19 protein-coding genes are annotated in these 22,302 nt (G+C 63.9%); 11 read left to right on the top strand and 8 right to left on the bottom strand.

Translation table 11 applies throughout. The features are described 5' to 3' along the window. Positions 1-13: 13 nt before the first annotated feature. Positions 14-460 carry a response regulator gene (locus HDE76_RS02350; RefSeq protein ID WP_179476730.1) on the top strand — a complete coding sequence of 149 codons (447 nt, stop codon included), beginning with the start codon at positions 14-16 and terminating at the stop codon, positions 458-460. A gap of 64 nt (positions 461-524) precedes the next feature. Here HDE76_RS02350 and HDE76_RS02345 read toward each other — a convergent pair whose 3' ends face one another. Beyond that, positions 525-1,019, bottom strand: coding sequence for a hypothetical protein (locus HDE76_RS02345; protein ID WP_179476729.1), 495 nt, complete (start codon positions 1,017-1,019; stop codon positions 525-527). 133 nt (positions 1,020-1,152) lie between these two features. Between HDE76_RS02345 and HDE76_RS02340 the strand changes: the two genes are divergently transcribed. Together HDE76_RS02340 and HDE76_RS02335 are read left to right on the top strand one after the other, a co-directional pair. Beyond that, positions 1,153-2,628: an ATP-binding protein gene (locus HDE76_RS02340; RefSeq protein ID WP_184505214.1), complete on the top strand. Its 1,476-nt coding sequence runs from the start codon at positions 1,153-1,155 to the stop codon at positions 2,626-2,628. A gap of 1 nt (position 2,629) precedes the next feature. Further along, positions 2,630-3,316, top strand: a complete 687-nt coding sequence (locus tag HDE76_RS02335; RefSeq protein ID WP_184505212.1) for a response regulator — start codon at positions 2,630-2,632, stop codon at positions 3,314-3,316. Positions 3,317-3,339: 23 nt separating this feature from the next. Here HDE76_RS02335 and HDE76_RS02330 read toward each other — a convergent pair whose 3' ends face one another. From HDE76_RS02330 to HDE76_RS02310, 4 genes are all read right to left on the bottom strand, one after another. Then, positions 3,340-4,626: a divalent metal cation transporter gene (locus HDE76_RS02330; RefSeq protein WP_184505210.1), complete on the bottom strand. Its 1,287-nt coding sequence runs from the start codon at positions 4,624-4,626 to the stop codon at positions 3,340-3,342. A 493-nt stretch (positions 4,627-5,119) separates the two neighbouring features. Further along, complete coding sequence (locus HDE76_RS02320; protein ID WP_179476724.1) at positions 5,120-5,584, bottom strand: glycine zipper 2TM domain-containing protein; 465 nt, start codon at positions 5,582-5,584, stop codon at positions 5,120-5,122. Between the two features lie 125 nt (positions 5,585-5,709). After that, a complete protein-coding gene (locus HDE76_RS02315; protein WP_184505208.1) occupies positions 5,710-6,924 on the bottom strand; it encodes a cation:proton antiporter in 1,215 nt (404 codons plus the stop codon). A 94-nt stretch (positions 6,925-7,018) separates the two neighbouring features. Further along, positions 7,019-8,497 carry an MFS transporter gene (locus tag HDE76_RS02310; RefSeq protein ID WP_184505206.1) on the bottom strand — a complete coding sequence of 493 codons (1,479 nt, stop codon included), beginning with the start codon at positions 8,495-8,497 and terminating at the stop codon, positions 7,019-7,021. Between the two features lie 161 nt (positions 8,498-8,658). On the opposite strand from HDE76_RS02310, the gene ligA reads away from it, so the two are divergent. From ligA to HDE76_RS02295, 3 genes are read left to right on the top strand one after another with little or no spacing between them, the layout of a single operon-like run. Continuing rightward, positions 8,659-11,058 (top strand): NAD-dependent DNA ligase LigA, encoded by a 2,400-nt coding sequence (gene ligA, locus HDE76_RS02305; RefSeq protein WP_184505204.1) that lies wholly within the window; start codon positions 8,659-8,661, stop codon positions 11,056-11,058. Continuing rightward, entirely contained in the window at positions 11,055-12,020 is a 966-nt protein-coding gene (gene epmA, locus HDE76_RS02300) for an EF-P lysine aminoacylase EpmA (protein WP_184505202.1), read from the top strand. The genes ligA and epmA overlap by 4 nt, the downstream gene beginning before the upstream one ends. A 6-nt stretch (positions 12,021-12,026) precedes the next feature. After that, positions 12,027-12,440 (top strand): VOC family protein, encoded by a 414-nt coding sequence (locus tag HDE76_RS02295; protein ID WP_179476719.1) that lies wholly within the window; start codon positions 12,027-12,029, stop codon positions 12,438-12,440. Between the two features lie 9 nt (positions 12,441-12,449). Here the strand turns inward: HDE76_RS02295 and HDE76_RS02290 are convergent, their stop codons facing one another. Further along, a complete protein-coding gene (locus tag HDE76_RS02290; RefSeq protein ID WP_184505200.1) occupies positions 12,450-14,333 on the bottom strand; it encodes a DUF1302 domain-containing protein in 1,884 nt (627 codons plus the stop codon). Between the two features lie 177 nt (positions 14,334-14,510). On the opposite strand from HDE76_RS02290, the gene HDE76_RS02285 reads away from it, so the two are divergent. Continuing rightward, on the top strand, positions 14,511-15,818 hold the full coding sequence (locus HDE76_RS02285; protein WP_221262254.1) for an MFS transporter: 1,308 nt from the start codon (positions 14,511-14,513) through the stop codon (positions 15,816-15,818). Positions 15,819-15,824: 6 nt separating this feature from the next. Here the strand turns inward: HDE76_RS02285 and HDE76_RS02280 are convergent, their stop codons facing one another. Then, on the bottom strand, positions 15,825-16,511 hold the full coding sequence (locus tag HDE76_RS02280; RefSeq protein WP_184505196.1) for a DUF2461 domain-containing protein: 687 nt from the start codon (positions 16,509-16,511) through the stop codon (positions 15,825-15,827). A gap of 107 nt (positions 16,512-16,618) precedes the next feature. Further along, positions 16,619-18,055: an exodeoxyribonuclease I gene (gene sbcB, locus HDE76_RS02275; RefSeq protein ID WP_179476715.1), complete on the bottom strand. Its 1,437-nt coding sequence runs from the start codon at positions 18,053-18,055 to the stop codon at positions 16,619-16,621. Between the two features lie 136 nt (positions 18,056-18,191). Here sbcB and orn point away from each other — a divergent pair, with 136 nt between their 5' ends. The 4 genes from orn to HDE76_RS02255 all read left to right on the top strand — a co-directional run bounded on the left by orn (position 18,192) and on the right by HDE76_RS02255 (position 22,102). Then, complete coding sequence (gene orn / locus HDE76_RS02270; protein ID WP_179476714.1) at positions 18,192-18,758, top strand: oligoribonuclease; 567 nt, start codon at positions 18,192-18,194, stop codon at positions 18,756-18,758. Between the two features lie 45 nt (positions 18,759-18,803). Next, on the top strand, positions 18,804-19,742 hold the full coding sequence (folP, locus tag HDE76_RS02265; protein ID WP_184505194.1) for a dihydropteroate synthase: 939 nt from the start codon (positions 18,804-18,806) through the stop codon (positions 19,740-19,742). Positions 19,743-19,805: 63 nt separating this feature from the next. Then, positions 19,806-21,173, top strand: a complete 1,368-nt coding sequence (gene glmM / locus HDE76_RS02260) for a phosphoglucosamine mutase (RefSeq protein ID WP_179476712.1) — start codon at positions 19,806-19,808, stop codon at positions 21,171-21,173. Continuing rightward, positions 21,170-22,102, top strand: a complete 933-nt coding sequence (locus HDE76_RS02255) for an isopenicillin N synthase family oxygenase (protein WP_184505192.1) — start codon at positions 21,170-21,172, stop codon at positions 22,100-22,102. Before glmM ends, HDE76_RS02255 begins: the two co-directional genes overlap by 4 nt. Positions 22,103-22,302: the final 200 nt, after the last annotated feature.

The following is a 22,302-nucleotide window of genomic DNA, read 5'->3' as shown; positions in this document are numbered from 1 at the left end:
AGGGAAGGCCATCATGGACACCGACAAGGTCGTCCTCATCGTTGACGATGATCACGCTGTGCTGGAGACAATGCGCATCCTGCTCGAAGGCCGGGGTGGTTTTCGTGTCAAGTGCGTTGTGGGATCCAGCGGCGCCTCCCATTTTTTGTCGACCCAGGACCGGGTAGACGTGCTTATCGCGGATGTGCTGCTGGCGGGCGAGATCAACGGCATCGACGTGTGCAATCTCGCCAGGCTTCAGCATCCTGATGTCGGCTTGGTGGTGATCTCGGCCGATCCCAATACCGATGAGCGCCAATTGCCCGAACGCATCGTCTATCTGCGCAAGCCGTTCGGCGGCAAGGAACTCGTCGAGGCGATCGAGCGGGTTCAGGCCTTTGCCACCTTGGGTCTGACCGAGATACGGCCCAAAGCCGACAGCGATTCGACAATAGAGCCGGATTCAACGACGTCCCTCTAGCCCAGAAAGACGCCCATTTCGGGCGTCTTTCTGGGTGCCGCGGCAAGCGTTTCGGCGCCGGATATCAGTTACCTTGTGTCGTAGGCGGTGGCGGCGTCGGGTCCGCTGGACTACGCCCCAGTCCGCGGCCTGGTCCGAACTGGCCCGGGCCGCCGGGTGGCGGTGGGGGCGGCGTTGCCGCCGACCAGCGCGCGATGGCCTGATCGCCGAGAATGCCGCGCAGATCCTTGCAGGTCTGCGCGTCCAGATCCCGGTGCTGCTGATCCATACGCTGGGCCTGTGCCTCCTGTCGTTCGAAAACCTTCTGAACCTTGGACGCCTGTGCGCTGCTGATGCCCAGCCCTTTGACCAGATCATCGTCGTTGGCAGGAGCCGGCGGACGAGGCGGTGGCGGCGGCAGGGCTGCATGGCCGGCGCAGCCGGGAGGGAGCGGCGGCAGGCTGCCGGCGATCGGCGCGGGCGGTGTGCCGGCGGCGGGGGATGGCGGTTGAATGGCTTGTGCCGCTGCCGTACCGGCCACCGCCATCGCGATCAGTGCGCAGAGAATTCGGGTTTGCATGGGGATGCTCCTTAGTATTGCCGGCCAACCCGGCAGACTCCACGATGCCCTCCCACTTCGCAGGAATTATGCAGGGATTGCGGACGCACGCTTTCGGGCAGCGGGTTATCCTGCGTCGCTCATGGATACCCCTATGCCTGCCTTGCCTCGTTCGCCGCCGCGCACTCGTCTGCGCCTGCGCGTGGTGCACAAGCTGTTTCTGCTGCTGGTGCTGGCTGTTGCGCTGGCGCTCGGCGCGCTGGGCAGCATTACCATCCTCAATCTGCGCAGTGGCTTTGTCGCCTACGTCAACAGGCTCGACCTGGCGCGGCTGGCCCCGCTGGCGCAGGAACTCGATCAGCGTGCCGATGCGGCGCAGGGCTTCGATGGCCTGCGCAACAGCACGACCTGGGACGCGCTGCTGCATCGACTGCTCGACCCGAAGCCGCCTCGCGACGAGCCCGATCCGGGCGCAAACCGTCCCCCACCGCCGCCTATGCTAGAGCCCTCGCTGCGCGCGCCGGGTCGCGGCGACGATGCGCCACCACCGCCGGCGTTGTCGCCGCGAGTTTCGCTGCTGGACGCGCAGCACCGCTGGATCGTCGGCGCGCCGTTGCGTGCGGATGCTTTGGAGCGGCCGCTGCAGCAAAACGGCGTGCTGGTCGGCTGGCTGGCGCTACAGCCGCTTGCGCATCCGGTGGAAAGCCGCGACACCGATTTTCTGTCGGCCCAGATCCGCGACATGTCGCTGCTGGCCGGCGTGCTCGTGCTGCTGGCACTGGGCGTGGCCTGGATCTTTGCGCGCCACTTGCTGGCACCACTGCGCGATGTCGAGCAGTCGGCCGACCGGCTGGCCAATGGTACATACGGACAGCATCTGGAAACGTCGCGGCGCGACGAGCTGGGCGATCTGGTCCGGCACATCAACCGCTTGAGCAGCGCGTTACAGGCCAACGAGAGTGCGCGCCGGCGCTGGATTGCCGACATCTCGCACGAGTTGCGCACGCCGCTGTCGATCGTGCGCGGCGAGATCGAGGCCATGCAGGATGGCGTGCGCGTCGCCGACGCCGGCGGCTTGCGTTCGCTGCACGAGGAGGTGATGCGGCTCGATCGTCTGGTCGACGATCTGCATCAGCTGTCGATGGCCGACCTGGGCACGCTGAGCTATCGGCCGCGGCTGATCGATATCGCCCAGCTGATAGACAGCGCTTGCACGAGTCTCGAGCCGATCGCGCGCGAAGCCCAGCTGACGATCGAGCGCGATCTTTCATCGGCGCTGGTGCGAGTCGATCCCGACCGCATGCGCCAGTTGATCGACAACGTGATGGGCAACAGCCTGCGCTACAGCGATGGCGGTGGGCGGGTGCACATCAGCATGGAAAAGCAGGCACAGTCGGTGGCTGTTTTTTTCGACGACACGCCGCCGGGCGTGGATGACGATTCGCTCGCACGCCTGTTCGAGCCGCTTTATCGCGGAGAGGCATCGCGCGACCGAAAGCGCGGCGGCAGCGGCCTGGGTCTGGCCATTGCCCAGCGGATTGCGGCGGCACACGACGGAACGCTGCATGCGCTGGCGTCGCCGCTCGGGGGCCTGCGCATCGTTTTGACTCTGCCCCTGGTACAACGCTGACATGACGCACGCCCATCACATCCTGATTGCCGAAGACGAGCCCAAGATCGCCGCCTTGCTCAGCGAATATCTGCAGGGTGCCGGTTATCTCGCGTCGATCGTCGAGGAGGGCGATCGCGTTCTGTCGGCCATCGGCGACACGCGCCCGGACCTGCTGCTGCTCGACGTGATGCTGCCGGGCATGGACGGTCTGCAAATACTGCGCGAGCTGCGCAAGAGCAGCCAGTTGCCGGTGATCATGCTCACCGCACGGGTTGAGGAAATCGATCGCTTGCTGGGCCTGGAATTCGGCGCCGACGACTACGTCTGCAAGCCGTTCAGCCCGCGCGAGGTGGTGGCGCGCGTGCGTGCGCTGCTGCGCCGTAGCCGCGGGCCGGCATCTCCCAATCCGTTTGTGGTCGACGAGTCGACGCAGCGCATCCTTGTCGGAGGCAAGGCGTTGCCGCTGACCACCACCGAGTATCGGCTGCTGCAGACGCTGTTAGCCCATCCAGGGCGCGTATATTCCCGCGACCGGTTGCTCGATCTGATGCACGACGATTTGCGCGATGTCACCGATCGCGTGGTGGATAGCCATATTCGGAATCTGCGACGCAAGCTGGATGATCTCGTGCCGGGCGGCCCGTATGTCCATTCGGTCTACGGCGCCGGCTATCGTTTCGAGCTGCCTGAATCCGCGCCGAGTTGAGCGGTGGCTTTAAGAGCCCCGATCTAATCACCCCAGGTAACGAACATCACGATCGCTGCAACGGCCATGGTCGCGGTGGCCAGCCAGCCGAATATCTTCAGCGGCAGCGGCATGGTGAAATCCCCCATGACCTTCGCCTGCGATCCCATCAGCATCATCACGACCATCAGCGGTACGGCCACCACGCCGTTGATCACCGCACTCCAGTACAGCGCCTTGATCGGATCGAGCGGCGTCAGGTTCAAGGCGATGCCGGCGACGCTAGCTACGATAAGCACGCCGTAGAAAAACTTCGCTTCGCGCACTTTGTGCTGCAGGCCGCTCAGCTGACCGAAGGCGCCAGCCGCCGCATAAGCCGTTGCACCGGCCAGAACCGGTACCGCCAACAGTCCGGTGCCGATGATGCCGGCTGCGAACAGCGCGAAAGCCAAGTTGCCGGCCAGCGGCCGCAGCGCTTCGGCCGCGTCGGACGACGACTGGATATCGATCTTGCCGTGCGCATGCAGAACCACGGCGGCGGTGAGAATGATGAAGAAGGCGATGAGGTTGGAAAAAATCATCCCCACCGTCGTGTCGATCCCGACCCGGCGAAGCGTATCCGGTGCCTGCAAAGGCGCCAGCAGCAGCGGGCTGCGATCGGCATGCGCTTCAATCTCTTCGACCTCCTGCGCCGCCTGCCAGCAAAACAGGTAGGGGCTGATGGTGGTGCCCAGCAGGGCGACCAGGCCTACGGCGTATTTGGCATTCCACGTCACTGGAGGGATAACGATGCTTTTGAGCACGGGCAGCCAGTGCACGTGTATCACCATCACCGTTCCCACGTAGGCGAAGAGGCTGAGCGTCAGCAGCTTCAGGATCGGCGAGTAGCGCGAGAAAGGGATGAACACCTGCAGCACCAGCGACAACACGGCGAAGCCGCCGGCATAAAGCAGTGCCGGGCCGCCAATCAGCAGCTTCAGCGCCGCGCCCATCGCGCCGATGTCGGCCGCCAGGTTGATCACGTTGGCTACGAAAATCGATACCACCAGTGCATAGACCAGCTTGCGCGGATAGTAGGCGCGGATGCCGTCCATCAAACCGTGTCCGGTCACGCAGCCGATGCCGGCGCTGATCGCCTGAATCGCGATCATCAGCGGCATGGTGAACAAAATGCACCACAGCATGCCGTAGCCGAACGCGGCGCCGACCTGGGAGTAAGTGGCAATACCGCTGGGATCGTCGTCCGCCGCGCCGGTGATCAGACCTGCGCTTAAATTGCGCCACACCGGTATGCCCGGTTTGTCCTTGTTGGGTGGCGCGTGAGAGTCCATGAGGCGAATTTCCTGCGCGAAGGTGCGGTGTGTGCGGTGGGGAGCATCGCACATACGCCTAACCGCTCAGCAACTAATTCATGCCATTCAGACTCAACCTCCCGACCGATGACGTTTGCCGCTTACGTAACGAGCCGACCACAGGCATTTCATTTCCTAGAAGGCAAGGTGTTCGAGTATTTTTAAACAGGTGTAGCCGATGACAGAACACATCCAGTTGCGTAATCGACCCAGCCGAGCCTCGTGGTGCCGGCGGTTTCGATGCACCGACAGCGAGCTGCTTGAGGCGGTACGCGCGATCCATAGCACCGACTCGACAGCTGTCGGTATCTATCTTTTTACGCGACGTGCATTAGAGGCTTTCCGACTTCCCAAGGTGGCTTGAGTTACGTTTCTTTAGGTGGGCAATGTGCACTCGACTTGCGCAAGAAAAACGCCCCTAACTGGGGCGTTTTTTATGAGGCTGATTCAAGGAAGTCGCCGTACGGCTGTTTCAGCGGATGCGCGTGATGTTGCCGTTCTGATCGAGCTGCACGATATCGCCGGCGCGGATGCCGCTGGCGTCCTTCACCTGCACATTGTTGTAGCTGCCGTCGCCCATGCGCATGCGCACGAGATAGCTTTCGCTGCTGCCGCCCTTGCCAATGGCGTTACCGGCAAAGCCGCCACCGACCGCGCCGCCGACGGTGGCGATCTTGCGACCATTGCCTTTGCCGATCTGGTTGCCCAGTACGCCACCGGCTACCGCGCCGATAATGGCGCCGGCCACGCCGTGGTTGCTGCCCTGGGTGATGTTGCGCTCCACGCTCTGCACCGTGCCGCACTGGTCGCAGCGCAGATAGATGCCGTCCTGGCGTACCAGTACGCCGCTGGCATCCGGGCTGGCGCTTGCCGCGCCGATGCCGCCGAAGCTCAAAGCCATAGCGAGGGAGAGGGAAAACAGCGGCTTGATGTTCATGAGTAGTCCCGAAGTGGAGAAGACACGGTTGTGTTGCAGCACCATCAGTCTAATCAGCTCAGCTGAATCGCCCCCGTCAATCCGCCGAATTTTCCTTGAACCGTCTTTCGTCATGTCATGTCATGTCATGGAGCGGCGTTGGCATTTGTCTGCGGCAAGTCGTCGCCGCTGTTGCCGGTGCGCCTCAGCAGCCACGCCAGCACCGGCGGCGTCACCATCGCAGTGAGCAGCGACATCGCCACGATGATGGCGTACATGCGATTGTTGAAGATGCCCGCCGCCAGGCCAAGGCTGGCAATCACTACGCCGACCTCGCCACGCGGCACCATGCCGAACCCGATAATCGTGGCGCTGCGCCGGCCCAGCGACAGCGAGCCTAGCCAGCCGCCGATCAGCTTGGAGACGATGGCGATGACGGTGGCGATTGCCAGCATGATCAACGCGTCGGCGCTGGCCAGTTCATGCAGGTCGATCTTGCTGCCGGTCACGACAAAAAAGAACGGTGTGAGCAGGGCGAGCAACGGCATCATTTGTTTTTCCAGCGTATGCCGCTGCTGCGTTTCCGACGCGATCATGCCGGCCAGGAAGGCGCCGATGATCGCGGCCAGCCCGAACAGCGTGGAGAGATAGGCCAGGCCCAGGCACATCGCCAGCACGATCATCAGCGGCGAATGCGGATCGCGCGGCTTTTCCAGCCAGTCGGAATTCCAGCGCATGACGCGCGTGCCGCCCCAGCCGATTACCGCTATAAATCCGACGGCGCCCACCAGCACCGCCAGCAGATGGCTGGGGTCGAAACCGCCGCCGCCCTGCAGCGAGACGACCACTCCCAGAAGCAGCATCGCGAGGATGTCGTCGATCACGGCGGCGCCGAGAATCACCTTGCTCTCGATTCGCTGCAGCGCATGTAACTCCTGCAGTACGCGCGCGGTGATGCCGGCCGAGGTCGCCACAAAAGCGGCTGCCACGAACAGGGACTTGTCCCAGCCGAAGCCGCTGCCGTGTGCCCACAGGCTGCCCATGGCGAAGGGTACGGCAACGCCCAGCACGCCGACGAGAAACGCCACCTTTCCGACCTTTTTCAAATCCTCCAGTCGCGTTTCCAGGCCGACGGAAAACAGCAGCAGCACCACGCCGATCTCGGCCAGCACGTCCAGCGGCGTGCCGATGGCGATCTGGTCCGTGGCGATAAGGCCGAGCAGAGAAGGGCCTATCACGCAGCCGGCGGCGATCTCGCCGACGACGCCGGGCAGCTTCAGCCGCTGCGCGATTTCACCACCCAGCTGGGCGGCGATAAACACCACAAACAGCGTAAACAGGATGTCGCTCGCGTGCTGCATTCGGTGCGCTCAAGCGGTCTTCGAAAGCGCCATGCTACATCGACAGTCGCGCGACGGTTGCCGCAGCGCGTGCCCCGATCGATCGGCGCGCAGATCAGCGCGCCGCGGCGGCGCTGGCCAGTGGTCTATCCTTCGGCAGCCGGCTGAAGATACGGCTGGCGATCGCGGTGATGCCACCGAGCAAGACCACCGTCCAGCGGAAGGCGACGATGTATTGCTCATGCGCATGGCCTTGCAGCAGCGCTTCCATCAGCAGCGTGGCCAGGGCGATGCCGAAACTCATTGCCAGGTACTGCGCGGTCGAGGCCATCGACGACGCCATCGAGGCATATTTGATATCGAGATCGTTGTAGATCAGTGTGTTCATCGCTGTGTACTGCATGCCGGTGCAGGCGCCGTAGACGAAGACCAGCAGCGCCGTGGCCCACATCGGCGTGGTCGGCCCGAGCAGCGCGAACATCGCCATCAGCACCGAGGCGATCAGCGTGTTGCCGAACAGCAGGCGGCGATAGCCCAGATAGATCAGGGTGCGGTTGATGGCCCACTTAGCACTGATCGAACCGAGCGCCTGTGGCACCATCATCAGGCCGGCCATCAGCGGCGACCAGCCGCAGCCGACCTGCAGAAACAGCACCAGCAGCAGAAACATGCCGGAGATGCCGAGCCGGGTAAACAGGCCGCCCGCGAGCGCCACCCAGACACTGCGCACGCGCAGCAGGGTGAGGTCGGCGACCGGAAATTCGGTGCGTCGGCTGTGCCACACGTAAACCGCACCCAGCAGCAGCGCGAGCAGCGTGCACAGGCCGATAGAACTCCACGGCACCGGCGTGCTGCCGGCCAGTTCCGAGGCGGTGAGCAGCAGGGCTGAGGCGGCGGCAAACATCAGAAAGCCGGTGAGGTCGAAGCGATTGGCTTGATCGAGTCGGTAGTCCGGCATGTCGCGCCGATTCATCCACACCCCGGCAATCGCTACCGGCACGTTGATCAGAAAGATCAGCCGCCATGAAGTGAACTCCACCAGCGCCCCACCGAGCAGCGGGCCGAGCACCGAGCCGAGCAGGCCGAAGGTCGCCACCGTACTCATGGCGCGGACGAACTCGCGCTTCTCGATGCTGCGCACCAGAACATAGCGGCCCACCGGCATCAGCGAGGCGCCGCCGATACCTTGCAGCACGCGCGCAGCGACCAGCTCGGGCAGCGTCTGCGCCAGACCGCACAGCAGCGAGCCGGTGCCGAACACGATGATGGCCAGACCGAACACCCTGCGCGTGCCCAACCGGTCGCACAGCCAGGGACTGGCCGGAATCAGAATGGCGAGCGTCAGCACGTAGCTGGTCAGCGCGGTCCGCATGCCCAGCGGCGTGACGCTCAGCGCGTTCGCCATCGCCGGCACCGCGGTGTTGACCACGGTGGAATCCAGCGACTGCATGAAAAACGCGGCGGCCACCAGCCACAGCAGCCCACGATAGCGCTCGCGCGTGGATATCTCCTGCACCACCTGCGAAACCGAGGCGGGCTCGGCGACCGTGGCGACGGCAGCACGTGTCTCTGCAGTGGCGGCATCGAGGGACATAACCCTTGCATGATAGCTGCTATGGCAGCTTGTTCCTCGTGAAAGATCTTTCAGAAGTCAGCTCGGCTTTAGCTGCGCCGCTGTGTCGTGCGGCTTCGAGCGTGTGCCGGTCATCCGAAAGCCCGCGGTGTCGTTAAACTTGGACGACCCAGGAGATTTGCATGACCGAACGTCCAGCCCTTGCCGATTCCGCTGCGCGCGCCGCGACGCTGCGGGAGCTGATCGAGCAGGCCAACCATCGCTATCACGTGCTCGACGATCCGCAGATGCCGGACGCCGAATACGACCGGCTCATGCGGGAACTCGAAGCGCTGGAGGCCGAGCATTCCGAGCTTGCCACGTCCGATTCGCCGACCCGCCGCGTCGGTGCCCGCGCGAAAGGTGGCTTTGCCGAGGTGCGTCATGCGCTGCCGATGCTGTCGCTGGGCAACGCGTTCGAACAGGAGGGCGAGAACGACCGCGAACGCTTCCACGAAGTCGCCGAATTCGAGCGTCGCATCGAGCAGACGCTGGACCGGCGTGAGGCGGTATTTTCTGTCGAGCCGAAGCTCGACGGTCTGGCGATCAGCCTGCGCTATGAGCACGGCGTCTTCGTGCAGGGCGCCACGCGCGGCGACGGCGAAACCGGTGAGGATGTCACCGCGAATCTGCGCACCGTGCGTGCCATTCCTTTGAAGCTTCGCGGCAAAGGCTGGCCGTCGGTGCTGGAAGTGCGCGGCGAAGTGATCATGCTGCGCAAGGATTTCGAGAGCTTCAACGAACGCGCCCGCGCCAACGATGAAAAGCCGCTGGCCAATCCGCGCAACGGCGCGGCCGGCTCGCTGCGCCAGCTCGACCCGGCCATCACGGCGAAGCGGCGGCTGAGTTTTTTTGCGTATGCCATCGGCGTGGTGGAAGGCGGTGAACTGCCGCCGACGCATTCGCAGACGCTGCAGCAGCTGCGCGAATGGGGCTTTCCGGTATCGCCCGAGGTGGATATAGCCAAAGGTTTCGATGGACTAATCGCGTACTTTCATCGTATCGGTGCCAAGCGCGATGCACTGCCGTACGACATCGACGGCGTGGTCTACAAGCTCGACGACTACGCCGGCCAGCGCGAGATGGGCTTCGTCTCGCGCGCGCCGCGCTGGGCGATCGCGCACAAGTTCCCCGCGCAGGAACAGCTGACGACGGTGGAGGCGATCGAGATCCAGATCGGCCGCACCGGTGCGGCCACGCCGGTAGCGCGTCTGGCGCCGGTACAGGTGGCCGGCGTGATCGTCACCAACGCCACGCTGCACAACGCCGACCAGATCGCGCGGCTGGATGTGCGCGTGGGCGATACGGTCATCGTGCGCCGCGCGGGCGACGTGATTCCCGAAGTCGTGCGCGTGATGGACGAGCAGCGGCCGGCGCACACGGTACCGTGGTCGATGCCGACGCATTGTCCGGTCTGCGGCTCGCAGCTGCTGCGCGAGGAGGGCGCCGCCGCGTTTCGCTGCTCCGGCGGCTTGATCTGCGCCGCGCAGCGTAAAGAGGCGCTGATCCATTTCGCCTCGCGCCGGGCGATGGATATCGAGGGCCTGGGCGAACGCTTCGTCGATGCGCTGGTGGAGCTCGACATCGTCAAGACGCCGGCCGACCTTTACGGACTCACCGTCGAACGCTTTATTGCCATGAAGCAAGCTATCGACGAACGCGATGGCACTACGCCGGAGACGGTGAAGGCCGGTAAGGTCGCAACGAAATGGGCAGAAAATCTGGTCGAGGCGATTCAGGCGAGCAAGCAGTCGACGCTTCCGCGCTTTCTGTTTGCGCTGGGCATCATGCATATAGGCGAGAGCACAGCCAAGACGCTGGCCGCCTGGTTTGGCCGTCTGGATCTCGTGCGCGCGATGCCGGCGCCGATACTGCGCGTGTTGCCGGATATCGGCGACGAGGTGGCCAACTCGATTGCCGGCTTTTTCGCGCAGCCGGGCAATGAAACCGTCGTCGACGCGCTGCTCGCGACCGGCATAAGCTTCAGCGACGAGGCGGCGCCCTCGCCAAGGCTGCGCGAGCGGCTGGGGCTGGGCGTGCTGCTGGATGTCGCCGCTATTCCCAAGCTTGGCAGCAAGACCAAGAGCGGCGAATTGCTCGGCAAGCATTACGCGACTCTGGCTGACTTGAAGAAAGCGGGTTCGGCACATTGGGTGGTCGCCGGGTTGCCGTCCGCAGTGGCCACCAACTTGCAAAATTTTCTCGACGACGATGAAGCGTTGGCGCAACTGCGTGACGTCGATGCGGCGATGCAGTCGCTGCTCGATGCCATTCCCCAAAGCGCCAATGTGCAAAAAGCGCCGCTCGAAGGACAAACCGCGGTGCTGACCGGCACGCTGCCGACGCTGAGCCGCGAGGAGGCCAAAGAGCGGCTGGAGGCGCTCGGAGCGAAGGTGTCCGGATCGGTCTCGAAGAAGACGGATTTTGTCGTGGCCGGCGAAGCGGCCGGCTCCAAACTCGACAAGGCGCAGGAGCTCGGCGTGGCCGTGTGGGACGAAGCGCAGCTGCTGGCGCTGCTGGCCAAGCACGAGGCTACCGCTTGAGGTCCCGGAAGCTGACGCTAGCCGGGGCGCTGCAGCTGCGCGCGAGCATCTATGCGCTGATCCGCAGCTTTTTCGCCACGCGCAACGTGCTCGAAGTGGAAACGCCGATCCTCTCGGCGGCCGGCAACAGCGAGCCGAATATCCAGAGTTTCACCACGCGCTTCAGCGGACACGTCGACGCGGGCGAGGCGCAGCGCTGGCTGCGCACCTCGCCGGAATATCCGCTCAAGCGACTGCTCGCGGCAGGCATCGGCGACTGCTACGAGCTGGGCCGGGTCTTTCGCAACGGCGAGGCCGGCGGCCGGCACAATCCCGAGTTCACCATGCTGGAGTGGTACCGGGTCGGCTGGGACCATCGCCGTCTGATGGAAGAAACCATCACCCTGGTCGAGGCCGCGCTCGCCATGGTCGGTCGCCGGGCCGAGGTGCATATCGTCAGCTATCGCCAGCTGTTTCTCGACGAGCTGGGCATCGATCCACTGCATGCGCCGATCGACGAGCTGCGCGCGCCGCTGGCCGAATACTCGATCGATCCGGCCGGCCTCACGCGCGACGACTGGCTCGATCTGCTGATCACCCATCGGCTGCAGCCCGCGTTTTCGCGCGACTGCATCACGGTGATCCACGATTACCCGGCCACACAGTGCGCGCTGGCAAAAATCCGCGCCGGCGATCCGCCGCTGGCCGAGCGGTTCGAGCTGTATCTGGGCCAGCATGAGGTAGCCAACGGCTATCACGAACTCAACGACGCCGACGAGCAGCGCATCCGTTTCGAACGCGACCAGACCACACGCCGCGAACGCGGTTTGTCCGAGTCGCCGCTAGATCATCGGCTACTGGCCACACTGGATGAAATGCCCGACGCGGCCGGCGTCGCCATGGGCATCGAGCGCCTGCTGATGTGTCTGGCCGACACGAATGCCATTGCCGACGTGCTGGCGATTCCATTTCACGAGGCCTGAGCGGCGATGACGTCCAAGTCCAACGCTGTGTCACTACTGACCTCGATTCACCATGTCGCCATCATCTGTTCGAACTATCAGCGATCGCGCGCGTTCTATAGCGAGACGCTGGGGCTTTCGATCGTGCGCGAGGTGTATCGCGAGGCGCGGCAGTCTTGGAAGTGCGATCTCGCGCTGAGCGACGGCGTGCAGATCGAGCTGTTTTCTTTCCCCGAACCGCCGCCGCGGCCATCGCGGCCGGAGGCTCAAGGCCTGCGGCACCTGGCCTTCGTCGTCGACGATATCGATGCATCGATCGCCACGCTGTTGCAGCGTGGCGTGACCTGCGAGCCGGTTCGCCTCGATGAATACACGGGCCGGCGTTTTACCTTCTTCGCCGACCCGGACGATTTGCCGATTGAGCTCTACGAAGCGGGCTGAATCGCCGGGCTAGAAATTCGCGCCGATGGCGAAGCTGAGAAAGTCGTGATCCTTCAGCAGATCGTAGGGCGCATTGTCGACCCAGTTGGTATAGCTCAGCGTGGCGAAGTAGCGCTTGGCGTATTGCGCAGCCAGGCTGATGGTGTACGGCTTGCGGCCCTGCACCAGCTGGTTGTCGACCGAGAAACCGTGCACGTCCTGACCCCACGACAGCGAGGGCGACAGTGTCCAGCGGCCGGGCAGCGAATAGTTGAGCTGGCCTTTCAGCCGATAACCCCAGGCCTGGCGCGTGTAGTAACCCTGGCTCACGCAGCCCTGCTGGTTCTGCACCGGCGAGCAGCTGCCGTCGCTGTACTGTGGCGAGAATCCCCAGGCAAAGCCGCGGCCGTAGCGCGCTTGCGACAGCGGCGGCAGATTCACGTGACTCCAGACCGCTTCGCCGCCGATCGTGGCGGTGTCGGCGCCCCAGATGTCGTTGAACAATCGCGTCGCGTTGATCTGCCCCTGCGTCTTGTCGAAGCGGTCGTAGCCCTGCAAGGTGTCGCCGGGCAGCAGCAGCGCCATGCGGTTGCCGATCGGGCCACCGTCGCGGGTCAGTGCCGCGAACATGTCGGCGGTGTTGATCTGTACCGGTTGATCGGCGGTGTAGGAGACTTCCGCCGCAACTTTCCAGCCACTGATATGCGTCGATGCCGAGAGGCCGGCGATATGGATCCCATTCGGAAACGCCCAGTAGTCGGTGATGCCGGACAGGCGCTGCGACAGCGCGGCATCGGCGGCCGGTACGCCGGCGGCTTCGAGCGTGGGAATCAGGCTTTTGTTCTCGATCGCCGGATTGATCGTGGTGGCGTCCAGATACGGCGCACGCGAGTTCAGGCGCATGTAGTAAAGGCCGAAATCGGTACCGATGCTTTCGGCCTTGTAGTGCAGCAATAGGCCGAACTGCCCGCTGTTGCTGCCATGCAGATCGTTGCCGCGCGGAAGAATGCCGCCCACCGCATTCTGGTAGCCGTCGCTCAGCCACTGACCGGCGCCTTTCGAGTACGCATTGAGCGGATAGTAGGCATTGCTTTCGATGCCGGCACAACCGCGGTCGATGCCAAGATCGCTGCCGGAGAAAAACGTACCGCAAGGGTCGTACTCGTTCGGCCGCCACTTCCACTGGTAAAACCCTTCCACACTCAGCGGGCCGTCGAACGTCAGCTTGCCCCACAGCATCTCCACCGGCAGCTGCGCCTCGGTGGACGGATCGGTACCGGGGCGGTGCAGGGTGGTGTAGTCGGTGGGATTGATCTGGTTGATGTTCTGGACGAACAGATCCTCGCCCCACTTGATGCTCTGCTTGCCTGCGCGCACGTCGAGGCTCGTGCTGTCGCCCATGTCGAAGTGATCGTAGACATAGGCGTTGAGAAACATGAAGCCGGAAAACTGGTTGCTGTGATCGAAGCCGCGATCGCTGAGCGGGCGGTTCGGCGTAAAGCCATTGGGCGTATTGCCCTGCGGCACGTCGCGGTTTTCCAGCGCGGCGTCGTACCAGGCGCGTGCGCTCACGTCGATGCCGAGATTGCCGTATTTCAGATCGACGCCGCTGACGATCTTGTAGAGGTTGGAGTAGACGTCGCCCTTGCCGTAATTGAGGTTGCCGTCGTCGGCGGTGTCCGCGCCGTCGCCCCCCTTGGGCCTGCCATTGGATTCGAAGCCCTTGCCGACCAGATGCCTGGACGGATTGCTGGTGCGCATGGCCGCCCCGGCCACCAGCCGGGTTTTCCATTCGCCGATGATGTCGCCATTGGCGAGCGTGAAATCCTCGGCGTGCAGCGGAACTACGCAGGCGAGCAAAACAACGGATGACAGGGCGGTACGGCGTATGAAATTCTTCCGTGAGTGGTGCATGACATGGGCTCGTTGCTCAAGTAAGTGCGGTTTATAGCACTTTGTTGTCATGGCATCTATTGGGTTTTCGGGTGGCTGCAAGAACTCGCCGATAGGAGCGTGAAACCGCTTTCAAGGCTGAAATATTGGTGTATGTTCGCCGTCCGACGCCCACGTAAACAACCAGTCGAGTCCTCGATGCCATTCCAAACCCAGTCCTCGCGATCGACAGCCCGCCCGCTCGATCGCAACGACGCACGAACGCTGACGCTTTCCGCATTGGGCGGCGCGCTGGAGTTCTACGACTTCGTGGTGTTCGTGTTTTTTGCGAAGGTGCTGGGCCAGCTTTTCTTCCCGGCCAGCGTCGAGCCCTGGCTGGCGCAGCTGCAGGTGTACGGCATCTTTGCCGCGGGGTATCTCGCGCGCCCGCTGGGCGGCATTGTGATGGCGCATTTCGGCGACAAGGCCGGGCGCAAAAAGATGTTCACGCTCAGCGTCTTCCTGATGGCGCTGCCGACGCTGGCGATCGGCCTGCTGCCGACCTATGCGCAGCTCGGTCTGCTGGCACCGCTGCTCTTGCTGCTGCTGCGCATCGTGCAGGGCATCGCCATCGGCGGCGAGATTCCGGGTGCCTGGGTGTTTGTCGCCGAGCACGCGCCGGTCGGCCGGGTCGGTTTTGCCTGCGCGGCGCTGACCTGCGGACTCACGGCCGGCATCCTGATCGGCTCGCTGCTGGCCGCGGCGATCAGCAAGCACTATGCGCCGGATCAGGTGCTGGCCTTTGCATGGCGTATCCCGTTCGTGCTCGGCGGCGTGTTCGGTTTCATTGCCGTATGGCTGCGCCGCTGGCTCAGCGAAACGCCGGTGTTTTCGGCATTGCGCGAGCGCAAGCAGCTGGCGCAGGAGCTGCCGCTGAAAACGGTGGTGCGCAATCACCTGGCCGGCGTGTGGCTGTCGGTGCTGGTGACCTGGATGCTGACAGCCGGCATCGTCGTGGTGATTCTGATGACACCGACTCTGGTGCAGGTGAAGTTTCATCTGGCGCCGACGCTGGCCTTCGAAGGCAGCAGCATCGCCGCGCTGTGCCTGTGCTTCGGTTGCCTCGGCGGCGGCCTGCTGGTCGACCGCATCGGCCGCGGCTGGGCGCTGCTGCTCGGTTCACTGGCCCTGCTGGCGGCCACGTATGCGCTGTATCTTGATCTGGCCGCAGGCGGCGCGCATTTTTTGCCGCTGTATGCGATCGCCGGCTTCAGCGTGGGCGTGGTCGGCGTGGTGCCGTCGGTCATGGTGGCCGCCTTTCCGCCGGCGATCCGCTTCACCGGCATTTCGTTTTCCTACAACATCGCCTACGCGATTTTCGGTGCGATCACGCCGCCCCTGATCGGCGTGCTGGCGGAGAAACTCGGCCCGCTGGCGCCGGCACATTACGTGGCGATCACGGCTGCGGTCGGCATCGCGGTGGCGGTTTATCTGTTGAGCACGCGCCGCGCGTTCTACGAACGCTGAGACACATCAGAACTCCAGCTCCTGCGCGGCGCAGAGATAGTCGACCAACGGCGATACTTTCTTGTACGTCGATACGAGCCACGGCAGCAGCTCGTCGGAGCAGGCCAGCGCTTCGTCGAAGTGTGCCGAGGCGACGAAGTCCTTGCGCTTGAGGTCGTCGATCAGTTCGTGGGTGGGATCGTAGCCGCGCGGCGGCCGGCTCAGCGACTCGCCGCCCAGCGTCAGATGTTCGCGAAATGCCTTGCTCTGCGTGGCACGCTTCCACGTCGCCGGGTTGTCCGCGATGAATTCGCGGATGTGTTTCAGCGCATCCGACTCCGGATGCCACATGCCGCCGCCCGCAAAGCAGTCGCCGGGCTGAATATGCATGTAGAACGAGGGCGCGGGAATCTCGTGGCGGCGCTCGTGGAAAAACCGCGCACCCTGCCACGATTTGTAAGGCAGTTTGTTGTTGGAAAAACGCGTATCGCGAAAGATGCGGAACAGCGAGCCGCCGTTCTTACGGGGATCGGCGCGGTAGTGCGTGCTGATCTTCGCCAGCGGCGCCTGCAGGTCGGTAATCAGCTGCAGATACGGTTCGCGCACGTGGCGCTCGTAGTCGTCCTTGTGCGCATGAAACCACTCGCGGCTGTTGTGATGGTCCAGCGCGGCGAGAAAGCGAAAGGTGGCGGGCGTGAAATAGGCTTTGGACATGCGCGATCGTCAGGCGATAGTGAGATGAAAATAGTCCGACAGTTTGCCGTATGCGGTGTACTTATGGCGCGATAGCGCTCGTTGAACGGCCCGGGCAATAGGTCGCGCTAGACGCTTGCAGCAAGCTCCTCTCCCCACGCCTGCAGCTGGTCGAGCAGGCCGAGCTTGCCCTGCGCCTGCGGATCGGCGCGCAGTTCGGCGATACGGGCGAAGTATTCGTCCAGCGTCAGGCCGGTCAGCGGGGTATGCCGCGTCAATCGTGCTTTGCGGAACGCATCCCAGCGCTGACGCTCGTCATCGTCCAGAGTCTGCGGCCAGTTGCGCGCGCGATAGCGAAAAAGCAGTTCGGCATAGCGCGCGTCGCGAAAGGGAAAGTGGCGTTCGCCCAGTTGTTCGGGCGGCGTCGCGCGCACCTGGGCCAGCAGCTTCTTGTCGGCATCGGGCAGAAAGCCGCCGCCGTAAAGCGCCAGCTCGGGATCGTCCGGCGGCGGCAGCTCGGCCGCGCGCTGGAACACGCGGCGCAGCTTTTCGGTCAGTCCTTCGGCGGCATGCAGCATACTGCGGTGGGCGAGGCAGGCATCCATATTCAGCTGCAGGCGATTGGTATCGATGCCCTGCAGTACGGACAGCGGCGCCAGCGCGGGCGCGTGATTGGCGCGCACGGTGCGCAGTGGAATGCGCTCGATGCCCTCCGGCAAGTCGGCACGTGAAGTGAAGATGCGATCGGCGATCTCTTCTTCATCGAGCGCCAGCCACGTCGTCGGATCGGTGGCGAGATCGTAGACAATCACTTCGCCCGCGCGGCTGGGATGCGGCGCCAGCGGCGCAATCACCGTGAGGCAATGGCGGCTGGCCGGATAGCGCGAGGACACATGCACCACCGGTGTCATGCCGATCACGTCGAGCATCTCGAACACTTTCTGCTTGCGCCGCAGACCGTAGTACCAGTCCCACAGCCGCGGCTGGCGTACGCGGATCAGCCGAGCCAGGTCGATCAGCGCGTAGACGTCGGACAGCGCGTCGTGCGCGCGCTCCTGCGTGAGCTGGTTGGCCGTGGCCAGATGCTCGAGCTTGAAGCTGGGCGAGCCGTCCTCCCGCGTCGGCCACACGATGCCTTCCGGGCGCAGCGCCTGACACATGCGTACCAGATCGATCAGGTCCCAGCGCGAGTTGCCGTTTTCCCACTCGCGCCCGTACGGCTCGTAGAAATTGCGGTACAGCATTTGCCGTGTGAACTCGTCATCGAAGCGCAGCGAGTTGTAGCCCACGCCGCAGGTGCCCGGGGCCGACAGCTGCTCGTGTACGCGGGCGGCAAACTCGCTTTCCAGCAGGCCCTCGCGTTCGGCCAACTGCGGCGTGATGCCGGTAATCATGCAGGCGTCGGGATGCGGCGGCATTTCGCGCGACGGCCTTCCGTAAAACATCACGGGCTCGCCGATAATCTCCAGTTCCAGCGTAGTGCGGATACCGGCGAACTGCAGCGGGCGGTCGCGCCGCGCGTCGGCGCCGGAGGTTTCGTAGTCGTGCCAGAAGAAAGTCTGCATGGCGTGAATCATCGCACGCGCCACGGCGGCCGAAGCTCAAGGGCGCGCGTGTACGTATGTGAATAGGCAGGTCGGCACACGCATTTGCTGGGCAGATCGAGCAAGACTGATAAACTGGCTTTCCCAAGGAGCATGCATGAGCCTCGTGAACGAAGAAAACCTGATCTGGATCGATCTGGAAATGACCGGACTCGACACCGACAACGACTCGATCCTCGAGATTGCCACGGTGGTGACGGACAAGGATCTCAACGTGCTGGCCGAAGGTCCGGTGTTTGCCATTCGCCACGAGATCGACCGGCTGGAGTCGATGGACAGCTGGAACAGCAACCAGCATCACAAGTCCGGTCTCTGGCGGCAGGTGCTGAACTCCGAAACCGATCATGCGATGGCCGAGCAGGCGACGGTAGAGTTTTTGCGTGCCTGGGTGCCACCGGGCAAGTCGCCGATGTGCGGCAACTCGATTTGCCAGGACCGCCGCTTCATGCACCGGCAGATGCCGCGGCTGGAACGCTATTTTCATTATCGGAATCTGGATGTGTCCACGCTGAAGGAACTGGCCCGGCGCTGGGCGCCGAATGTGGCCAAGAGTTTCGGCAAGGAATCGGCGCATACCGCGCTGTCCGATATCCGCGATTCGATCGACGAGCTGCGCCATTATCGTCGGTTCATGGGCGAGCTTGGCGGCTTGTCCGTCGCGTGAGCCACGCCAGCGCTTTGGCATCCATCGAACGTCGAGGAAACGAACATGTCGGTTGATGCATTTTCTGCTGATACATTTTCTTTGGACGCATTCGCCACGGTGCTCGATTGCGCGGGTCGTCCGCTGCGGCTGGATCGTCCGCGCGTAGCGGGCATCATCAACGTCACGCCGGATTCGTTTTCCGCCGACGGTCTGCACCATCAAGTCGATGCCGCCGTGGCGCAGGGTCTGCGCATGGCGGACGAAGGTGCCGACATGCTCGACGTCGGCGGTGAATCCACTCGACCAGGTGCCGCCGAGGTTTCTGTCGAGGAAGAACTTCGTCGCGTGCTGCCGGTGATAGAGCAGCTGATCGCGCGCACTGCCTTGCCGATTGCCATCGACACCTCCAAGCCTGAGGTGATGCATGCCGCCGTGGCCGCAGGTGCGGGCATGATCAACGACGTTTACGCGCTGCGCCGCGACGGCGCGCGCAGCGCCGCGGCCGAACTGGGCGTGCCGGTGTGCCTGATGCACATGCAGGGCGAGCCGGGCAACATGCAGGATGCCCCCCATTACGACGACGTTGTCGCCGAGGTGCATCGATTCCTCACCGATCAGCTGTTTTCCTGCGAGTTGGCCGGTATCGACCGAAAAAAAATCCTGGTCGATCCGGGCTTCGGCTTCGGCAAGACGCTGGAGCACAATCTGGCTCTGCTCAGCGCGCTCGAACGTTTCGGCAATCTGGGAAGCGGTGTGTATGTCGGCCTGTCGCGCAAGGGCATGATCGGCACGCTCACCGGCAAGACCACGCCAGCCGAACGTGCGGCGGGTTCGGCCGCGGCCGCGCTGATTGCGGCGCAGCGCGGCGCGCGCCTAGTGCGCGTGCACGACGTGGCGGCGACCGTCGATGCGCTTGCGGTGTGGCGCGGAGTGCACGCGATCGATGCCGTGCCCAAGCGCCAAGAAAAGACCGCCACGCCGCGCTGGCCCGACGATGACTGAGCGGCGAAACCGGCGCGGCGCTATGCTCCCGCGTCTTGGAATGCCGTTGAAAAGGGCGACACAATGAATCAGCGTAAGTATTTCGGCACGGATGGTATCCGCGGTCCGGTCGGTCACTGGCCGATCAGCGCGGACTTCATGCTGCGGCTCGGCCGCGCGATGGGCGCGGTACTCGTGCGCGAGGGAAGGGATCGACCACGGGTGCTGATCGGAAAAGACACGCGCGTGTCCGGCTACATGTTCGAATCCGCGCTGGAGGCCGGTCTGGTGGCCGCCGGTGCCGACGTGGGCTTGCTCGGCCCGATGCCCACGCCTGCCGTCGCGTTTCTTACCCGCTCGCTGCGTGCCAGCGCAGGCATCGTGATCAGCGCCTCGCACAACGCGCACCACGACAACGGCATCAAGTTTTTCTCGGCCAACGGCGAGAAGCTATCCGACGCGGTGGAGCTGGCGATCGAGCAGGAGGTCGATGCGGACTTCGTCACGGTCGACTCCGAACGTCTGGGCAAGGCCCGGCGCATCGATGATGCGGTGGCGCGCTACGCCGAATTCTGCAAGGCCACGGTGCCGGAGGATTTCAGCCTGCGTGGCTTCAAACTGGTCATCGATTGTGCGCACGGCGCCACCTACCAGGTGGCGCCGAAGGTTTTCAGCGAAATGGGCGCCGAGGTCATCGTCATCGGTGACAAGCCCGACGGTTTCAACATCAACCGACAGTTCGGCTCGACCCATCCGCAGGCGGTGCAGCAGGCGGTGCTGGCGCACGCTGCGGATATGGGCATGGCCTTCGATGGCGACGGCGACCGGCTGGTGCTGGTCGATCGCCACGGCGCACTGGCCGATGGCGATGACATTCTCTACGTGCTGGCCAACAGCCTGCATGCGCGCGGCCTGCTGAAAGGCCCCGTCGTGGGTACCTTGATGAGCAATTTCGGCTTGGAGCAGGCGTTGGCCCGGATCGACGTGCCGCTGGTCCGCGCCAACGTAGGCGATCGCTACGTGATGCAGCTGCTGCGCGAACGCGGCGGCATGCTCGGCGGTGAAACCTCCGGCCATATCCTGTGCCTCGATCGCGCGACCACTGGCGATGGCATTGTCGCTGCGCTGGCGGTGCTTGAAGCATTGGCGTTGTCTGGCGAGGATCTGGCATCGGCACGTCAAGGCCTGCATAAAATGCCGCAAGTGATGCTCAACGTGCGCACGCAGGGCGCACGCGAAGCCATGGCGGGAGCGGCGGTGCAGCAGGCGTTGGCGGAAGTGGAACAAACGCTCAGCGGCCGCGGCCGCGTGGTACTGCGCGCTTCCGGCACCGAGCCCCTGGTGCGCGTGACGGTGGAAGCGGAGGATGCCCTCGAAGTGCGGGCGTTGGCCGAACAGCTGGCCGACGTCGTAAAATCAGCGGCCCAAACCTATCTCGCCGACGTCTCATGAAACAGGTTCCCACGCTCGATATCCGCCGTTACGACACCGACCGCGATGCCTTCGTTGCCGAGCTCGGCGCAGCCTATCGCGAGTTCGGTTTTTGCTGCATCAGCGGACACGGGATCGAGCGCGAGCTGATCGACAACGCCTACGACGCGTTCAAGCGCTTCTTCGCGCTGCCTGCCGATACCAAGATGAAGTATCACGTGCCCGGCAGCGGCGGTGCGCGTGGCTATACGCCGTACAAGGTCGAAACGGCAAAGGACAGCAAGCATGCCGACCTGAAAGAGTTCTGGCACGTCGGCCGCGAGATAGCGCGCGATTCGATATTCGCCGACGTCATGCCGCCGAACCTTTGGCCGGTCGAGGTGCCGGATTTCAAGCCGTACGGCTATGCGCTGTATCAGGCGCTGGATCAGCTCGGCGCGCGCGTACTCCACGCGCTGGCCCTGCATATCGGGCTGCCGGAGCGCTACTTCGACGACAAGATCGATCAGGGCAATTCGATTCTTCGTCCGATCCACTATCCGCCGATTACCCAGGACAACATCCCGAACGAGCGCGCCGGCGCGCACGAGGACATCAACTTCATCACCCTGCTCGTCGGCGCCAGCGCCGAAGGGCTTGAGGTCTTGAGCGAGGGCAAGTGGCTGCCGGTCACTACCGAGGGCGATGCGATCGTGGTGAATATCGGCGACATGCTGCAGCGGCTGACCAATCACGTGTATCCATCGACCTCGCATCGCGTGATCAATCCGGCGAATGCCAACGCGCGCAAGCCGCGTTATTCGGTGCCGTTTTTTCTGCATCCCAACCCGGACGTCGTGCTTGACCCGGTGCCCGAGTGCATCACGCCGGACAATCCCAGCCGCTACAGCGAATCGATCACGTCGCACGCGTATCTGATGCAGCGACTGCGCGAGATCAAGCTGATCTAAGAGCCTGTTCAACGTCTACACGTAGCTCGCGTTGTCTCGCCGTGGCCGCCAGGTGGTTGTGCGTGGCGCAGCGCTTGCCTGACTGGCAAGTCAAGCCTTGCGCTGCCGCCTGGCGGCCACGGCGAGACAACCCGCAGGGCGGGGTCTGTTTGCCCCCATTCCTGCGTCATCACTCGGTCGTGGACGGACGCCCACTCCTC

It is taken from the genome of Rhodanobacter sp. ANJX3 (genome assembly GCF_014200755.1).
Classification (GTDB): domain Bacteria; phylum Pseudomonadota; class Gammaproteobacteria; order Xanthomonadales; family Rhodanobacteraceae; genus Rhodanobacter.
The sequence above is the reverse complement of the archived record's forward strand: the minus strand, read 5'-3'. Positions and strand labels throughout refer to the sequence as shown.

What these genes read in the sequence shown, in the direction of transcription:
- HDE76_RS02350 (WP_179476730.1), top strand. Translation starts at nt 14, where the DNA reads ATGGACACCGACAAGGTCGTCCTCATCGTTGACGATGATCACGCTGTG.
- HDE76_RS02345 (WP_179476729.1), bottom strand. Translation starts at nt 1,019, where the DNA reads ATGCAAACCCGAATTCTCTGCGCACTGATCGCGATGGCGGTGGCCGGT.
- HDE76_RS02340 (WP_184505214.1), top strand. Translation starts at nt 1,153, where the DNA reads ATGCCTGCCTTGCCTCGTTCGCCGCCGCGCACTCGTCTGCGCCTGCGC.
- HDE76_RS02335 (WP_184505212.1), top strand. Translation starts at nt 2,630, where the DNA reads ATGACGCACGCCCATCACATCCTGATTGCCGAAGACGAGCCCAAGATC.
- HDE76_RS02330 (WP_184505210.1), bottom strand. Translation starts at nt 4,626, where the DNA reads ATGGACTCTCACGCGCCACCCAACAAGGACAAACCGGGCATACCGGTG.
- HDE76_RS02320 (WP_179476724.1), bottom strand. Translation starts at nt 5,584, where the DNA reads ATGAACATCAAGCCGCTGTTTTCCCTCTCCCTCGCTATGGCTTTGAGC.
- HDE76_RS02315 (WP_184505208.1), bottom strand. Translation starts at nt 6,924, where the DNA reads ATGCAGCACGCGAGCGACATCCTGTTTACGCTGTTTGTGGTGTTTATC.
- HDE76_RS02310 (WP_184505206.1), bottom strand. Translation starts at nt 8,497, where the DNA reads ATGTCCCTCGATGCCGCCACTGCAGAGACACGTGCTGCCGTCGCCACG.
- ligA (WP_184505204.1), top strand. Translation starts at nt 8,659, where the DNA reads ATGACCGAACGTCCAGCCCTTGCCGATTCCGCTGCGCGCGCCGCGACG.
- HDE76_RS02295 (WP_179476719.1), top strand. Translation starts at nt 12,027, where the DNA reads ATGACGTCCAAGTCCAACGCTGTGTCACTACTGACCTCGATTCACCAT.
- HDE76_RS02290 (WP_184505200.1), bottom strand. Translation starts at nt 14,333, where the DNA reads ATGCACCACTCACGGAAGAATTTCATACGCCGTACCGCCCTGTCATCC.
- HDE76_RS02285 (WP_221262254.1), top strand. Translation starts at nt 14,511, where the DNA reads ATGCCATTCCAAACCCAGTCCTCGCGATCGACAGCCCGCCCGCTCGAT.
- HDE76_RS02280 (WP_184505196.1), bottom strand. Translation starts at nt 16,511, where the DNA reads ATGTCCAAAGCCTATTTCACGCCCGCCACCTTTCGCTTTCTCGCCGCG.
- sbcB (WP_179476715.1), bottom strand. Translation starts at nt 18,055, where the DNA reads ATGCAGACTTTCTTCTGGCACGACTACGAAACCTCCGGCGCCGACGCG.
- orn (WP_179476714.1), top strand. Translation starts at nt 18,192, where the DNA reads ATGAGCCTCGTGAACGAAGAAAACCTGATCTGGATCGATCTGGAAATG.
- folP (WP_184505194.1), top strand. Translation starts at nt 18,804, where the DNA reads ATGTCGGTTGATGCATTTTCTGCTGATACATTTTCTTTGGACGCATTC.
- glmM (WP_179476712.1), top strand. Translation starts at nt 19,806, where the DNA reads ATGAATCAGCGTAAGTATTTCGGCACGGATGGTATCCGCGGTCCGGTC.
- HDE76_RS02255 (WP_184505192.1), top strand. Translation starts at nt 21,170, where the DNA reads ATGAAACAGGTTCCCACGCTCGATATCCGCCGTTACGACACCGACCGC.